At 60.1% G+C, this 17,082-nt stretch carries 11 protein-coding genes; 5 read left to right on the top strand and 6 right to left on the bottom strand.

The annotated features are described in order from the left end of the window. Positions 1–7: 7 nt before the first annotated feature. From fdhF to DET50_RS13160, 3 genes are all read left to right on the top strand, one after another. A complete protein-coding gene (gene fdhF, locus DET50_RS13150; RefSeq protein WP_113863300.1) occupies positions 8–2,899 on the top strand; it encodes a formate dehydrogenase subunit alpha in 2,892 nt (963 codons plus the stop codon). 142 nt (positions 2,900–3,041) lie between these two features. Continuing rightward, a complete protein-coding gene (locus DET50_RS13155) occupies positions 3,042–4,313 on the top strand; it encodes a sensor domain-containing diguanylate cyclase (RefSeq protein WP_113863301.1) in 1,272 nt (423 codons plus the stop codon). Between the two features lie 10 nt (positions 4,314–4,323). Further along, on the top strand, positions 4,324–4,992 hold the full coding sequence (locus DET50_RS13160; RefSeq protein WP_113863302.1) for a phosphoribosyltransferase: 669 nt from the start codon (positions 4,324–4,326) through the stop codon (positions 4,990–4,992). Here DET50_RS13160 and DET50_RS13165 read toward each other — a convergent pair. The 6 genes from DET50_RS13165 to DET50_RS13190 all read right to left on the bottom strand — a co-directional run bounded on the left by DET50_RS13165 (position 4,973) and on the right by DET50_RS13190 (position 14,147). Then, positions 4,973–7,849, bottom strand: a complete 2,877-nt coding sequence (locus tag DET50_RS13165; RefSeq protein WP_113863303.1) for an EAL domain-containing protein — start codon at positions 7,847–7,849, stop codon at positions 4,973–4,975. The genes DET50_RS13160 and DET50_RS13165 overlap by 20 nt on opposite strands. Before the next feature lie 115 nt (positions 7,850–7,964). Further along, positions 7,965–9,524 (bottom strand): FGGY-family carbohydrate kinase, encoded by a 1,560-nt coding sequence (locus tag DET50_RS13170; RefSeq protein ID WP_113863304.1) that lies wholly within the window; start codon positions 9,522–9,524, stop codon positions 7,965–7,967. A gap of 1 nt (position 9,525) precedes the next feature. Beyond that, a complete protein-coding gene (locus DET50_RS13175; protein ID WP_113863305.1) occupies positions 9,526–11,106 on the bottom strand; it encodes a glycerol-3-phosphate dehydrogenase/oxidase in 1,581 nt (526 codons plus the stop codon). A 3-nt stretch (positions 11,107–11,109) separates the two neighbouring features. After that, the gene (locus DET50_RS13180; RefSeq protein WP_113863306.1) at positions 11,110–12,714 is read right to left on the bottom strand and encodes an FAD-binding oxidoreductase; all 1,605 of its coding nucleotides are present in this window, start codon (positions 12,712–12,714) and stop codon (positions 11,110–11,112) included. A gap of 117 nt (positions 12,715–12,831) precedes the next feature. Further along, on the bottom strand, positions 12,832–13,491 hold the full coding sequence (locus tag DET50_RS13185; RefSeq protein ID WP_113863307.1) for a transglutaminase-like cysteine peptidase: 660 nt from the start codon (positions 13,489–13,491) through the stop codon (positions 12,832–12,834). A gap of 8 nt (positions 13,492–13,499) precedes the next feature. Further along, positions 13,500–14,147 (bottom strand): type II secretion system protein N, encoded by a 648-nt coding sequence (locus DET50_RS13190; protein ID WP_113863308.1) that lies wholly within the window; start codon positions 14,145–14,147, stop codon positions 13,500–13,502. Between the two features lie 206 nt (positions 14,148–14,353). Between DET50_RS13190 and gspE the strand changes: the two genes are divergently transcribed. Next, positions 14,354–15,862, top strand: coding sequence for a type II secretion system ATPase GspE (gene gspE, locus DET50_RS13195; RefSeq protein ID WP_113863309.1), 1,509 nt, complete (start codon positions 14,354–14,356; stop codon positions 15,860–15,862). A gap of 3 nt (positions 15,863–15,865) precedes the next feature. Beyond that, complete coding sequence (gene gspF / locus DET50_RS13200; RefSeq protein ID WP_113863310.1) at positions 15,866–17,077, top strand: type II secretion system inner membrane protein GspF; 1,212 nt, start codon at positions 15,866–15,868, stop codon at positions 17,075–17,077. The last annotated feature ends 5 nt before the right edge of the window (positions 17,078–17,082 follow it).

Below are 17,082 nucleotides of genomic sequence, written 5' to 3' on the forward strand. Positions count from 1 at the left end.
GGCACCCATGAGCCATCGAAAAGCAGCCGTGAGCGATGCGACCACAAGCTTCACCCTGACACTGGATGACGCTGAAGTTCAGGCCTTCTCCGGCGAAACCCTGTGGCAGGTGGCCAAGCGCGCTGGTGAGACTATCCCCCACTTATGCTTCAAAGACACCCCGGGTTACCGCGCGGATGGCAATTGCCGCGCCTGCATGGTGGAAGTGGAGGGTGAGCGGGTGCTCGCCGCAAGCTGTATCCGCGAGGCCACGCCCGGCATGGTGGTACGAAGTGCGGGTTCCACGAGAGCCCAGGAAGCCAGGAAGGGCGTGCTGGAATTGCTGCTGGCCGATCAACCTCCGCGAGATAGCAGCCCCGATCGTTCAAGTCATCTGTGGGAAACCTCGGACCAACTGGCGATTGATGCCGCTGCGGTGCGCCAACGCCTCCCGGCCCATTCAGAGCGAGAAGAACCAACGGTTCACCATGTTTCGCCGCGGTCGGATTCGCTGGCCCACGCCCGGGGCCATGACGCCACTCACTCTGCCATGAACGTGAATCTGGACGCCTGCATCACCTGCGGCTTGTGCGAGCGCGCCTGCCGCGAGGTGCAGGGCAACGATGTCATCGGCCTGGCACACCGTGGCGCTGCATCCAAGGTGGTGTTCGATTTCGATGATCCCATGGGGGACAGCACCTGCGTTGCCTGCGGCGAATGCGTGCAGGCCTGCCCGACGGGGGCGCTGATGCCCGCTACCATGATCGATGCCGAGGGTCGAGGAGACTCCGCCATGGCCGATCGCACGGTGGACTCCATCTGCCCCTATTGCGGGGTGGGCTGCCAGCTGACCTATCACTTGAAAGACGAGCCTGCCCATGCCTCAGATGGCGCAGTAAATCAGCAAGGACGAATCCTCTTTGTGGAGGGCAGGGACGGGCCCTCAAACCAGGGCCGGCTCTGTGTGAAGGGCCGTTTCGGCTTCGATTATCCATCACACTCGGCACGTCTTACCCGGCCGCTGATCCGTCGGGAGGGTGTCCCCAAGGGGCTTGATCCCGATTTTGATCCGGCCAATCCGTTAACCCACTTTCGAGAAGCAAGCTGGGAAGAAGCACTGAATCTGGCAGCAAACGGATTAACCCAACTTAAAGCAGAGCACGGCCCCGACGCGCTCGCGGGCTTTGGCAGCGCCAAGTGTTCCAACGAAGAAGCCTGGCTGTTCCAGAAACTGATACGTACAGGCTTTGGTTCCAACAATGTTGACCACTGCACCCGGCTCTGCCACGCCAGCTCCGTGGCTGCGTTGATGGAGTGTCTGGGCTCTGGCGCGGTCACCGCCTCGTTCATGCAGGCGCTTCAGGCGGATGTGGTGATCCTCACCGGCTGCAACCCTGCCGTTAATCATCCAGTGGCCGCCACCTACTTCAAACAGGCGGCGCGAAACGGCACCAAACTGATCATCATTGATCCCCGGGGCCAGTCGCTGGACGCCTACGCCTGGCGCAGCCTGCGTTTTTCTCCGGGAGGCGACGTGGCACTTTTCAACGCCATGCTCCACGTGATTATCGATGAGGGGCTGTTTGACCAGACCTACATCGATGCCCACACCGAGGGCTTCGAGGCGCTGGCAGCAAATGTCGCGGACATGACCCCGGAGGTGATGAGCTCCCTCTGTGGCGTTGAACCCGAAGCGATTCGCGAGGTGGCCCGGGCCTACGCGGGCGCCGATCGGGCGATGATCTTCTGGGGCATGGGCATTTCCCAGCATGTGCACGGTACCGACAACGCCCGCTGCCTGATCTCAATGGCCCTTGCCTGCGGCCACACGGGACGGCCCGGTACTGGTCTGCATCCCTTGCGGGGGCAAAACAACGTTCAGGGCGCCTCAGACGCTGGTCTCATCCCCATGGTGCTGCCTGACTACCATCCGGTGGGCGATGCACAGCTGCGCGCCGCTTTCGAGGAGCTCTGGAGCACTAAACTTGATCCCGAACCGGGGCTCACCGTTGTCGAGATTATGAAAGCCATTCTGGCGGGGACCATCAAGGGCATGTACATCCTTGGCGAAAATCCTGCGATGTCCGACCCGGATCTGACCCACGCCCGCGCCTCGCTCGCTGCTCTCGAGCACCTGGTGGTGCAGGACCTGTTCGTCACCGAGACTGCCCAGTTTGCCGACGTCATCCTGCCAGCTGCCGCCTGGTCGGAAAAGTCAGGTACCGTCACCAATACCAACCGGCAGGTGCAAATGGGCCGTGCCGCTCTGGCGCCGCCCGGGGAGGCAAAACCCGACTGGTGGATTATCCAGGAAATGGCCCGGCGTTTCGGGCTGGGGTGGAACTACGCGGGCCCCGAGCAAGTATTCTCCGAGATGAAGCAGGGCATGCATTCGCTCGATCATATCTCCTGGGCTCGCCTGGAACGCGAAGGTTCCGTGACCTATCCATGCCCCGCCGACGACGCATCAGGGCACGACGTTGTCTTCTCCGAGGCCTTCCCGCGCGTTGGGGGGCGGGCCAAATTCTCGCCGACCCGGCCGCTGCCGCCCGATGAGCCGGTGGATGAGACGTATCCCATCGTTTTAACCACCGGGCGCCTCCTGGAGCACTGGCACACTGGCGCCATGACCCGTCGCAGTCGGGTACTGGATGAGCGGGAGCCAGAAGCAGCGGCCTTCCTGGCACCCGCTGAGTTGGTTCGCCTTGGCGTCGAATCTGGAGACCCCATCCATATCGCCACCCGGCGCGGCAGCATCACCCTGACGGCGCGAGCCGATCAGGCTATGCCTGAGGGCATGGTGTTTGTACCCTTCGCGTTCGTGGAAGCTGCGGCCAACCTGCTTACTAACCCGGCGCTGGACCCGGACGGGAAAATCCCGGAGTTCAAGTATGCGGCCTGCCGACTGAGCCCGGCTTAATTCTTATCCCCGTCTGTGCCTCCCGTTTTCAGCTACACTTATTAGTCTGAATGCTTGTTCGGTTTTGAGGTCGCCGGATCGCGTCTGCCGTTAGCTATCGGGGAGCGCTGGGCGGCCGGAAATGCCAGGTCAGAGGGAAAGGATGCAGCTATCTCCGGAAACCCGTCTTAAGGCCATACTGGATGGCACCGGTGCAGGCACCTGGGAATGGAACCTGGACACCAACGATGTCATCTTTAACGAGCGTTGGGCAGGCATGTTGGGGTATACCCTCGATGAACTTGCTCCGGTGACCTTTGGTACCTGGGAACGCCTGTGCCATCCGGCCGATCTCGCTCTGGCGTGGAAAGCCCTACAGAAATACCTGGATGGCAAAGGGCCTCAGTTTGAGTGTGTCATCCGGATGCGGCACAAAGATGGTGACTGGCGTTACATCCATACCCGCGGAATGCTGCTAAACGGTACGCATACTGATCAACCACGCTGGCTCATGGGAACCCATCTCGATGTAACCGAAGAGAAGGTCACCGAGCACCGGCTGTCGCAGCTGGCAGAGTCTCTGCCGGGCCTTATTTATACCTTTGTCATGGAACCGGACGGCGGCTACTACTTCACGTATATGAGCAGGAAGGTCGAGGATTTCTTTGGAATTACACCGGAGGAAGCCTGTTCCGATGCTGAGTTGCTTTTCCAGCATATTCACCCTGAAGATCGCGAGGCCGTTCATGATTCCATTGCCAACTCGTTCAGCACTCTCGAACAATGGGAATGCGATTACCGGGTCATCAACAGCGGAATGACCGGTTGGCTTCGGGGCGTGGCCAAGCCAGAGCAGGAGCCGGATGGCAAGGTGGTCTGGCAGGGCATGGTGATGAACATTGACGATGAAAAACGCCTGGAGCTGGAGCTCGAAAGACTGTCCGTCACCGATGAGCTTACCGGGCTATTCAATCGTCGCTACTTCCTGCGCAAACTGGAAGAGACCGCTGCTCAGCAGGATCGCTATGGCGGGGAGTTTTCCCTGGTTGCAGTGGATCTCGACCACTTCAAGGCAATCAACGATGCTTACGGTCACCCGGTCGGGGATGCGGTCCTGAAGAGGTTCGGTGAGCTGATCCAGCGCAGAGTGCGAAAATCCGACGTGGTCGCCCGGACCGGGGGTGAGGAATTTCTCATACTGATGCCACAGACGTCCCTGGAGAACGCGGCCCAGGTGGCGGAAGATCTCCGGCGCGCCATTGAAAACGAGAGCTTTGTCGGTGATGAGAGTCAGGATTTCCGGGTCACCCTGAGCGCCGGGGTGGTCAGCTGCATGGACGAGGTTGTGACGGTTCGTGATTTGCTTTCAATCTGTGACCGATCCCTTTATCGGGCAAAGCGAAAGGGACGTAACCGTGTGATGGTTCATCAATGAGGTGTCAGGGATGGCAGATACGCGCTTCAGGGACAGGAAGGAAGCCGGTGCCAGGTTGGCGGAGGTGCTGGCAGAAATGGATGTTGAGTCAAATGCCGTGGTTCTGGGGCTTCCCCGGGGAGGTGTTCCCGTCGGCTACGAAATTGCCCGTCAGCTGCACCTGCAGCTGGATTTCCTGAATATCCGCAAGCTCGGGGTGCCCTGGCAGCCGGAAGTTGCCATGGGTGCCGTGGGTGAGGATGGGATTCCACATCTGAATTCGGAGCTGGTGCGTTCCCTGGCGATCACTTCGGAGCAGATAAAACGGGTAAGGGATCTGGAACTCAGCGTCATCTACGAGCGCAAAAAGGCCTACCGGGGCTATGCTCCGACAGCGGATCTTCAAGGCCGGCAGGTGATCCTGGTCGACGATGGCATCGCAACCGGCGCCACCATGGACCTGGCGATCGAAATGGTCAGAAACGCCGGAGCCAGATCACTGATTGTGGCCATTCCGGCCGGGCCGGAAGGCACGACCGACAAATACGGGGACATGGTAGATCACTGCATCTGCCTGCAGGAGCCGGCAGACTTCAACTATGTTGGCCAGTTCTACCTCAATTTTGCTCCGGTGACGGATGAGGAAGTGTGCGAGCTGTTGCGGGCAAGCTTTGAGGATCTCAATCGGGGAGCGTCATGACACCATTGGTCAGAAGGCGCTGAAACGCGGCGGCAGGCATCGGCTTGCCGAGGTGATAGCCCTGCACTTCGTCACAGGCCAGTCGGTCGAGCTGCTCCAGCTGGGCCGCATTCTCTACGCCTTCGGCGATCACTTTCAGACCCAGGCTGTGGGCCATGCGAATGATCGCAAGCACGACTGATGAGTTATTGGGATCCGAGCCCATGTCATGGATGAACGAGCGATCGATCTTGAGTTTGTCCACCGCGAAGCGGTTGAGGTAGGCAAGGCTGGAATAGCCGGTGCCAAAGTCGTCGATGGCAAGATGGATGTCGCGCTGTTTCAGCCCCTGAATCGTGTTAACCACCCGTTTGTGGTCGCCGATCAGCACGGATTCGGTCAGTTCCAGTTCCAGGTAACGACCCTCGAAGTCGGTCTCGTCCAGTATCCCGCCAACCTTGTCGCACAGGTCACCCCGCTGGAACTGGATCGCAGACAGGTTGACCGCCACAGTAATCGGCGGCATGCCCTGATCCATCCAGGCTTTGCCTTGCCGGCAGGCCTCCCGCAGTACCCATTCGCCAATCTCTACAATCAGGCCGCTCTCTTCGGCAATGGGGATGAAACGCGACGGAGATACCCATTGCAGCTCCGGGTTGTTCCAGCGCAAGATCGCCTCTGCACCGGTGATCTTGCGCGTGGCGAGATCCATCTGGGGCTGGTAATAGACTTCCATTTCCTTTCTTTCCAGTGCTCCGCGCAGCTTGGCCAGCAGGTTCTGCCGCTCAAAGGCCTTCTCCTGCATGGTGGTATCGAACCGGCGGAAGGTGTTTCTTCCCTCCATCTTGGCCGCGTACATGGCGGTATCGGCATTGCGGGATAGCGTGGTGAAGTCATCACCGTCATCCGGGAACAGGGCGACCCCCATGGAGACAGAAGTCGCCAGATGGTGTCCTTCTACTGCGAAACTGTTGGCGAACAACTGGTGAAGCCTCTCCATTTCATGCACACAGGCTTTCTCTTCGGGCCCGAGTTTGGCTAACACCATGAATTCATCCCCTGAGGCGCGAGCGATGACATGGGTTTCCGGGGGGAGGGTGCCCAGCCGGCGGGCGACTTCCTTCAGCAGGTTATCGCCGACGGTGTGGCCCAGGGAATCATTGATGTCCTTGAAGTTGTCCAGATCCAGGTAAACCAGGGCGTAGCGACTGTGCCCGGTTCTGGCTTGCGCGAGGCGGTCGTTGACCAGTTCCTCGAACCGGGCGCGATTCGGGAGCCTGGTCAGGGGGTCGTAGTGGGCGAGGAACTCAATACGGGCCAGGTTGGACTTGCGCTTGGTGATGTCACGCACGAAGGAGAAAAAGCCCGAGGTGAACGTGCCATCAAAGACGTGGGCGCTGATTTCCACATCCCGGATGCTGCCATCTTTATGGCGCCAGCGGCTTTCCAGGCGCCCGGAGCCCTCAACCATGACCTCATCCAGTGAGCGTTCAATGGCTGCGGCATCGAGGTCCACTTCCAGGTCACGTATGTTCATCTCCAGCAGCTCGATCTGGGAGTATCCCGTGATCTCTTCCGTTGCACGATTGACCTGGATGAAGTTTGCCTCGTAATCCATCACCAGCAGGCCATCCATGGCGGCCTGGACCATCAGCTCGTAGTTGGCCTGGGTCCGGCGATGGTCGGTGACGTCGGTTGCGATGGCTCCGCTTCCGCATAGCTGGCCGTTTTCATCGAGGATCGGGAAGTGCACGGCCTCGAACATCCTCGGCTCATTCTCGAAGTTTACGATGTCGGTTACGGTGATTGGCCTGGCCTGCTCGCGCGCTCGCTGGTCCTGGCGGCTGATCGATGCCGCCGCTGCGGGCGGAAATACGTCAAAAATGCTTTTGCCAAGGATATGTTGACCCTCAAGACCCAGTAGCTTCCGGAATGCAGGATTGGTCAGCGTCACGCGGCCCTCCGCATCCATCAAATAGATGAGTGCCGGCGAATGTTCAATGAAGGTTCTTGTCAGGGATTCGCTGCGGGCAAGCTGCGCGGTGCGTTCGGCAACCAGTTCCGACAGGTGCTCTTCGTGGCGTTTCAGGTCCCGGAAGAGAAACTGGTAGGGCCTGATCAGGCCGGTCACCAGTACGCCCCGGTAAATCAGGTAGGCAGAAACCAGCAGGAGATAATGGCCTAGTTCATTGGCAAAGCCATAAACACTGACATATCGGGTGAGTGTCAGTGTCGCCAGGATGTTGAATACCAGAGAGGTCTGGATCAGGTAGAAGACCGGTGTGGCGAATCGCCGTCTCTGTCGGTAGAGCCATGCCATGGTAATCGCGAAGATCCCGGCAATGATGTACTCGGAGGTGATCTTGAAGGGCGTCAGGCCGGTGTCTTTCAGGTAACTGTCCGGAAATAGTCCGGAGAATACGGCAAGTCCCAGAATTACGGTGGCCGAGCCAAAGACCGCGAAGGGTAACATCAGGCTGATACGCCACCTCACAGCCATCACCCCGATCAGGAAAGCAACCGCTTCGAGGTAGCGGAAGGCGATCCACAACTGGGTCGGCAGATTGCCGTCATGCTCGGGGAAAATGCCGATGCCCTTGTAGCTGATGGTATGAAGTAGCTCAAGGGATGCGATGAAGATCGCGGCGGTGCCGATGACCCCGAGAAAGCTGTTGGTGGCCCAGTGCCGGGTGTGCCAGGCAAGCGCAAACAGCCCCGCCAGCACCACAATACGGAGCATCTCCACCAGGGTATGGAAAAGCAGGAAATCGTTGCGGGCAATGAGGTGCAGGGAAGCCAGGACAACAACAAGCCCGACGACTTGCGGGAGGGCAATCGGCAGGTCGGTTCGTTGGGCTTGGCTCTGGTACCGTGGCATAGGCCTTCTGCAATCAGACTTTCAAGGGTTCAAGTCTATACCACTGTGAAATTTTCGGCTCGGTTCTGATGGAAAATACTGACTCTCTGGAGACGATGATCAGGCAAGTGAATTATCAGCGGGGATAGCCTGTTATTTCACGGATTTTTCGGTAGATGGGCTGCAATCTGGGGTACATGGCGAGGTACACCTCGGAGTAGAGCCGGTTATACAGCGCGTGGGTCTCCGGATCGGGCTCGAAGCATTCACCAACACGGGTCATGGCCGAGACGGCGGTTTCAAAGTCCGGGTGCAGACCCAGCCCCACGGCCGCGTCGATAGCTGCGCCCAGGCCAGACGTTTCATAAGTGTGGGGGCGTTCGGCGGGCAGTCCGAAAATATCCGCAGTCAATTGCATGGCCGCATCGCTCTGGGAGCCGCCCCCGGCTACCCGAAGTATGCGGACGGGCACACCACTGCGCTGCTCAATCCGCTCCTTGCCTTCGCGCAGGGCGTAGGCGAGGCCCTCCAGGATTGCCCGGTAGATGTGGGCCCGGGTATGAACGTCACCAAAACCGATGATGGCACCCTTGGCTTCCGGTCCCGGCTGGCGCACACCCGGGGACCAGTAGGGTTGCAGCATGAGTCCCATGGAGCCAGGAGGCACATCCCGCACCAGTTCATCGAAGAGAACCTCCGGCTCAAGGCCTTCCTGTTCGGCAATTTTCCGTTCCCTCAGACCGAACTCTCGCTTGAACCAACTGACCATCCAGAATCCACGGTAGATCATCACCTCCGTGGAATAATGCCCGGGCAGGGCAGCCGGATAGGGCGGCATCAGGCGCACAGGCTCCACGTATCGTGGGCTGGTGGTGTTGATCGTTGCCGTTGTGCCGTAGCTCATGCAGCCAATGTCCGGGGTCAGACCGCCGGATCCCAGAACTTCACAGGCTTTGTCTGAGGCGGCTGCAATGACGGGAAGTCCCGCCGGTACGCCCAGGTGGCGGGCGGCCTCCGGGAGCAGTTCGCCGAGTGTGTCGCCGGGAGCCACCAGTTCCGGCAGCTGGTCCGGTCTCACGGGCATGGTTTGCCACTTGAAATCATGGCTGCCTGTCCAGCGGTGTTTCTTGTAGTCAAACGGCAAATAACCTACCTGGCTGCCGGTCGAGTCACGGTATTGGCCGGTCAGGCGAAAGGTGAGATAACCGGACAGCAGCAGGAATTTGTGGGTTTTTGCCCAGATTTCCGGCTGGTTCTGGGCAATCCAGTTGGCCTGGGTTTTCTCTCGAAAGCGGGCAATCGTGTCGTCCAGGCGGGTCAGTTTGAACAGCCAGCCCCAGGGGCCCTTGACCGGCCCGTCAACCCGGGCGTGGCGCTGGTCCAGCCAGATAATTGCAGGGCGCAGGGGACGACCATCCCGATCCAGGTTGATGACGGTTCCCCGCTGGGTGGTGACGGTGACGCCGGCCACCCGGTCGGGACTGGCATCGCTGCTTTGCCAGAGTTTGTCGCAGGCTGCTCCGAGGCTCTCCCAGAAATAATCCGGATGCTGCTCGGCCCAGCCGGGTTGTTCCGAAAAATAGGGCTCGATTTCCTGCTTGCCCTTGCCAACCAGATTGCCCTGGGTGTCGAACAGCAGCGCCCGAACGCTCTGGGTGCCGTTATCGATGGCCAGGATCAGAGGTGTTTCGGTCATGTCAGGCCTCACCCTCCGCCGGCAAACTGTAAGCTTGGTGATACAATTTCAGGTAGCGCGTTTCTTCCTGTTCCCATTGTTGGTCGGACCAGCCAAGCAACGGCTGACAATAGCGTCTTATCTCCGGCAGCAGCTCCGATGCGCCGCCGGGCAACACCAGCCCCAGGCGGGTCCGGCGCAGCAGCAGGTCATCGAGATGAACCACCTGCTCATGCTGGCAGGCCCAGGCGAGCTCCGCCCACAGCACTCCGGTATGGGCGACGGATGCCGGGTTGGCGGCTGCACAAAGGGTCTCGGTGTTGGCGCCATGCCAGCCCTGCAAGCGTTGCCAGGTCAGGAACGGTATGCCGGACGGGCGGTTTGGTAGCGACGGCCGGGTGAACACCGGGCTTGAATCGTGGCGTAGAATGTTCCGGCGCTGCTCGCCCAGACCCAGTTCAAGTGCTTCCCGGGCAATGCGCCGGAAAGTCGTGAGCTTACCGCCGGCAATGCTCACCAGGCCGTTGTCCTCGAGCAGCACATGCTCCCGGCTCTCCTTTGACGCGGCCTTGCCGGTCCCATCGGTGACCACGGGCCGCACCCCGGCCCAGGTGGACAGAATATCCTTGTGCTCCAGTCCGGAGGACGGGAAAAGCCGCCCGGCAATCGCCATCAGGTAGTCCACTTCTTGCGGGGTAATGCCGGGCTCGTTATTTAAATCGCCCTGGTGATCGAGATCGGTGGTGCCAAGTACTGTGGTTCCCGCCCAGGGAAAGGCAAACACCGGCCTCCGGTCGTCCGGATGCAGCAGCGAGACGGCACAGGACACCGGCAACCGGTGCCAGGGCACCACCAGGTGACTTCCCCGTAGTGGCCGAATATGGAGAGGTTCCGAGGCGTTTACTTGTTGCTGAAGCGTCGAGGCCCAGGCGCCCGTGGCGTTGATGACCAGAGGTGTTTTGACCGTCACTGTATGTCCGTCCTCGGTATCCACCAGCTCAATACCGCTAATCCGGCCCTCATGCCGGCGCAGGGTTCTGGCCTCCGTATAGTTCAGACAGACTGCGCCGTCCCGCCGGGCTTCCTCCAATACCCGGAGCACGAGGCGGGCATCATCGGTCACTCCATCCATGAACAGGCTGGCGCCGTTCAGGTCCTTTGCGGTGAGCCCGGGTACCCATTGCAGGGCTTCGTGATGATTCAGGTACCGCCGCGTTCTTTGGCCGGCGATGCGGTCGTAAATGCCAAGTAGCAGCTGAAACAGCCTCGGGCCGGGAAAGGTTTTGCGAAAGTGGGGCATGACAAAGGGCAGTGGATCCACCAGCCCCGGCGCCTCTTGCATCAGGCGCTGTCGTTCGGTAACCGATTCCCGGGCCAACCGGAGGTTGCCGCTGCCAAGGTAGCGCAGGCCTCCGTGGACCATCTTGGAGGAACGGCTGGACGTGCCCCAGGCAAAGTCCTTCTGTTCCACCAGCAGGGTCCGAAGGCTGCTGCCCGCCGCTTCCCGGGCCACGCCGGCACCGGTGATTCCGCCACCGACCACAACCACATCGAATTCGGGATTGGCAGTGGTCAGGTCGGCAAGGCTTCCCTTTCTGGCCATGGGTTACTCCACCAGTGTTTTGGGGTTGAGCAGGGTGTCCGGGTCAAGCTGGTTGCACAGGGTCCGGATGGCTTCCATGCCCAGCTCACCTTTTTCGACCGGTAGGTAGCGCGCATGGTCCTTGCCCACGCCATGTTGATGGCTGATGGTGCCGCCATTGTTGACGATCAGCTCGGAGGTGGAGTGCTTCAGTTGCTGCCAGCGCTGCAGGGTCTGTTCATAATTGTCTCCAACCCGGAACACGTATGTGGTGTAGATGCTGCAGCCCTGGCCGTAGAAATGGGAGAGGTGCGTGAACACGTGGGTCCGTTCCTGCTCGCCTGAAAGGCCGTCACGTAGATTGGATTCAATAAGGTGCATCAGGTTGTCCACGTTAGACCAGTCAGTGGCGGTTTCCAGGGTGTCCACCGCATAGCCGATTTGCCAGAGCGCCTCGCGCAGGTAGGGCATGGTGAAGCGTTTTTCCGCCCACTTTTCGCCCATCCGGGTGCCGGTGTAGACGCCGGAATATTCCTTGCAGATGGCTTTGACCTGGGCGAGTGACGCCTTGCACTGGTGCTGGGTGCCGGTAACCCCGAAGGTCATCATGCATTTGCCCTGGCCAGCGCCCCGGAAGGCGAGAAAGCGCTCCAGCAGTCCGATCAGGGCCGGATGACCGGCCAAAGCCAGCTGGGTTTCCGTTTCCACCGGGTTACTGAGGCGCAGCATGGAGAGCTGGGTTCGTTGCTGGACCAGTTTCCGGCAGGCGGTGCGGGCAATGTCCCAGTCGGGGAAGAAGGCCACATGGAAGCTTTCGTGGTCCGCCAGTTCGCTGACCCGGACCTTCACCTCGGTGATGATGCCCATGCGGCCTTCCGAGCCCAGGATCATCTCCCGGATGTCGGGGCCGGCGCTGGAGGCAGGGATAGTCGGTATTTCCAGGGTACCCTTTAGTGTCTCGATCCGGCCACCGGCAAACAGCTGCTCGATCCGGCCGTAACGCAGGGATTGCTGGCCGCTGGAGCGGGAAGCCACCCAGCCGCCGATCGTGGAGAGTTCGAAGGACTGCGGAAAGTGGCCGAGGGTGTAGCCGTGGGCACGAAGCTGGGATTCCACCAGGGGGCCGGGAGTGCCGGCATCGAACGTCGCAATCTGGCTTTCCCGGTCCAGATCGGTGAGCTGGTTCATGTTGGCGAGACTGACGGTCAGCACCGGCTTGTCGGTGTCGGCGGGATTGATATGACCGGCGACGCTGGTGCCCCCGCCGTAGGGAATAAGCTGAACGCCATGGTTTCGGGCATAGTTGAGCAGTGCCTGGACATCCTCGCTGGATCGGGGCTGGGCAACACCGTCCGGGAACCGGCCAATGTCGCCGCTACGCATGGCCAGCCAGTCGGGCAGGCTCTGGCCCCGGGCATGGCGGACGCGGGTTTCCGGAGAAAGGTCGATCAGATGCTGGATCTCCGGGCCGGGGGAAATCCGGGATTCGGGCACGCCGGCACAAACCGCTTCAAGGGTTGCGTCATTCAACGGTTGTCCCTGCCCGATGCGTTCATTCAGGAAGGCCTGGCCTTCTTTTGGCAGCTCAAATGCAAACTGGTCGTCGCCCCAGCCGTTCCAGCGTCTCATGGCAGTACTCCGTCTGAATTCTTGGTCCGGTTGGCATTCTAGCGGTTCAGACCCGTCAGTCATTGTCGGGTGACGACATTCGGGGTGTCATTTGCCGCCATTCCATTGTCGGACCCGTTACGGCCTGAGGGACTGGTCCAGGCGTTTGTTGAGTTCCTTCCAGCGCGAGAGTTTTTCGGATTCCCCCGCCCTCGTCTGCCTGCCACCGGATTTGTTGAGCCAGAGACCCTCTCCGTTAAAGCTGTAAACCGGTTTCAGATCAGTGCGTTCTGACGCAGGCTTGATGTCGTTTATGAGGTTATCAAGAATCAGCGGATCGGCATCTGGCTCAGGGTACCAGGCCAGAACCATGTGGGCCTGATTCAGTTCAAGGGCTTTTACATAAATGATCCGGAGCTGGCTGTCCGGGATACCCATGGACTTGAGAGTGAGATACTTCGCGATGGAAAAGTCCTCGCAATCACCGGCGTTGGTGGTCAGCAGTTCTGTCGGGGTCGCCCAGTAATCCTCTTCGCCCCAGTGGCGGATATCGCTGACAAAATTGACCCGGTTGAAGAACGAATTGACCAGTCGGAGCTGGCGGTCAACCGGGGCATTGGCCGCCAGGTCATGCAAACGTTGCCAGTCTGCCAGGCGTTGGTGGGCTTCCTGGCCAAATTCCTGAAGTACATAGTTCATCAGGCGATTGCTCAGCTCCAGGGCGCTGACCAGCGAAACGGCAAGCAGCAAGGGGACCCAGCCGGAGCGGCGGTACAGTCCTGGCGCTGCCGTGGTCATGGCTGGACCTAGTTATTGTTCCGGAGGCGTTCCCGGAGCTGTTCGAGACGCCGGCGGATTTCCTCACGCCGTTGCTCATCGGCGCTCGGGGTGGTGGGCGAGGTCGTGGTCGGGCCTGACCCGGAGGCTGTTGTGTCGGCTTGCTCGGCCTGATCGTCAGCGGTGAACGACATACCCGAACGATTGGCCTCTTCAGGGAAGTACAGATTCTCCAGCTTGCCTGAGCGTTCGATTATCACCCGGTTAGGGAATACGGACCGCAGGGTGGCATTGCCCGGCAGTTCGTCGCCCACCAGGTAGACCTCGGTCTTGCTCTTGTCGTCCTCGATCAGGGCGCTGCCGGGAAATTCACCGCTGGCGGCAAGCACACCGCGCAGGAAAAGCCGGAGATTGGTCTCGGGCAGGTTTTCGGTATCCAATTCGGCCGGTGCGTTATCAGCATTCGGGGAACCAAACAGGGTGAGGGTTGCCAAATCTACATCGGGAACATCCCGGGTACCCGGCATGGACTGTTGAGCGGGCTGGCCGGTGGCCGAGAGGGTTGGCTGGCTTTCTGTCTGCCAGAAACGGTATCCCTGCCAGGCGGTGACGGCCAGCATGGCTGCTCCGGCAACCGTCGCGAGAACCATGGGGAGCCGTGGGTGAATTGACAGCATCGATCATCCTGAGTGCTTGGTGGGCCATTAAAAGGGCCACAGGTTATCAGACTGCAACGTTTTAGTGGCAGTATAGTGTATAGAGTTATTCAGCGGGTCCATATCCTGTGGTAGCCTTTCAGAATTAGTTGAATCAAAAAGGGTTTCCGGGCTGATGAGCCCCGGGTTTCCGACGAGAAGATTGCCTGACGAAAACGAGGACGACCTTGACCACCGAGACCGAAGTTCAGCCGCAGGATGCTCCGCTGGGACGTCTTCCGTTTACCTTTGCCAAGCGCAACGGGGTGATCCTGACGCGTTCCGAAGACGGCGAGCCGGTAATCCTGGTGCGTCCCGGTGCGTCCCATTCGGCGGTTGCGGAGGCCAATCGTCTCAGCGGTGGCCGGGCCAGGTTCTCTGCCATCGATCCCGCGCGCTTCGATCAGGCGCTGAATGCGGCCTATCAGAGTGATTCCGCCGAAGCCATGCAGATGGTCGAGGGCATCGGCGACGACATGGACCTGGCGTCCCTCGCGGATTCGGTGCCGGAGACCGAAGACCTGCTGGAGCAGGAAGACGATGCCCCGATTATCCGGCTGATCAACGCCATCCTGACCGAGGCGGTCAAGACCAATGCCTCGGACGTTCATATCGAGACTTACGAGAAACAACTGGTGGTGCGCTTCCGGATCGATGGGGTGTTGAGGGAGGTGGTGCAGCCCAAGCGGGCGCTGGCGCCGCTGCTGGTGTCCCGGATCAAGGTCATGGCCAAGCTCGACATCGCCGAGAAAAGGATTCCCCAGGACGGCCGGATTGCCCTGCGGGTGGCCGGTCGGGAAGTGGATATCCGGGTTTCCACCATGCCGTCCTCCAGCGGCGAGCGGGTGGTACTACGCTTGCTGGACAAACAGGCCGGCTCCATCCGTCTGGAATCGCTCGGTATGGCCGGACAGGACCTCAAGGTTCTCCGCAAACTGATCTATCGTCCCTACGGTATCCTGCTGGTGACCGGTCCCACCGGTTCCGGTAAATCCACCACGCTGTATGCCTCGCTGCAGGAGATCAACGACCGCAGCCGGAATATTCTCACCGTTGAGGATCCGATCGAGTACAACCTGCCCGGTATCGGCCAGACCCAGGTCAATACCAAGGTGGACATGACGTTCGCTCGGGGCTTGAGGGCGATCCTGCGCCAGGACCCGGATGTGGTCATGATTGGTGAGATCCGGGACCTGGAAACCGCCGAGATCGCGGTGCAGGCCAGTCTGACCGGCCACCTGGTGCTTTCGACACTGCACACCAACACGGCGGTTGGCGCCATTACCCGTCTGATGGACATGGGAATCGAACCCTTCCTGATTTCGTCGAGCCTGGTGGGCATCGTCGCCCAGCGCCTGGTTCGGGTGCTCTGCCGTGAATGTCGGGAGCCGTACACTCCGAGTGAGGAGCATTGCGAGTTCCTGCAGCAGGACCCGGCCAATCCGCCGACGATTTATCGTGCCAACGGTTGTGAACACTGCAACCAGTTGGGCTACCGGGGACGTATCGGTATCTATGAGGTGGTGGAGATCAACGAGGAAATCAGTTCGCTCATCCACAAGCGCGCCGGTGAGCTTGAGCTGGAAAAAGAAGCTCGCAAGGGCGGTCCGAGTATTCATGCGGATGGGGTTCAGAAGATTCTGGATGGCGTCACCACGGTTGAAGAGGTTCTCCGTGTAACCCACCGGAGCCAGTAACCCATGCCAGCATACGAATACAAGGCACTGGATGCCCGAGGCAAACAGAAACAAGGTGTGCTCGAGGCAGATGCGCCGAGAGCTGTGCGCCAGCAACTCCGTGAAAAGGGCTTGACGCCGCTGGCGGTTGAGCCGGCGGTGGAAAAACAGCGCCGCGCCAGTCCGCTCAGTGGCCGGGGTTCACTGACCGCCTCCGATCTCGCACTGGTGACCCGTCAGCTGGCCACGCTGATCCAGTCCGGGATACCGGTGGAACAGGCACTCAGTGCAGCGGCACAGCAATCCGCCAGGCCGAGGATCCGCAGCATGCTCATTGCCATCCGGGCAAAGGTCATGGAGGGCTATAGCCTCGCAGACAGCCTCGGCGAATTCCCGAAGGCCTTTCCCCGCCTTTATCGCTCCACGGTCGCCGCCGGCGAGCATGCCGGGCACCTGGACCTGGTGCTGAACCGCCTGGCGGATTACACGGAGAACCGGCAGGAAGCCCGTCAGAAAATCCAGCTGGCGGCGATCTACCCGATCATTCTCAGCTTCGTGGCCATCGCCATCGTGGTCTTCCTGCTGACCTACGTGGTTCCGGACATCATCGAGGTGTTCCTGAAACAGGGGCAGGAGCTGCCGGCATTGACCATGGCCATGCTGGCAATGTCGGAATTTCTCGGCACTTATGGTGTCTACCTTTTGATCATCCTGATAGTGGCACTGATCGGCTTTCGAGTTGCCTTGCGCAAACCCGGTTTCCGGAAGCGGTTCCACAAGCGTTTACTCCATTTGCCACTGGTTTCCGGCATGGTGCGGGGGGTGAATACCGCCCGTTATGCCAGCACGCTGAGTATTCTGACCACCAGTGGTGTGCCGTTGGTGGAAGCCATGCGAATCGCCGGTGAGGTATTATCCAACGATTACCTTCGGGAACGGTTACGGGATGCTGCCCGCAAGGTGAGCGAAGGCGGGTCGTTGCACCGGTCACTGGACCAGACCGGTTATTTCCCGCCGATGATGCTGCACATGATTGCCAGCGGCGAGGCCAGTGGCGAACTTGATAGTATGCTGGAACGAACTGCCCGGATGCAGGAAAACACCCTGCAATCCAAGATTGCCGCCATTGTCGGCCTGTTTGAGCCCATGATGCTGCTGGTGATGGGTGTGGTGGTGCTGATCATCGTTCTGGCGATCATGCTGCCCATACTGAACATGAGTAACCTGGTTGGCTGATATCC

The organism is Marinobacter pelagius (assembly GCF_003315345.1).
GTDB lineage: Bacteria > Pseudomonadota > Gammaproteobacteria > Pseudomonadales > Oleiphilaceae > Marinobacter > Marinobacter pelagius_A.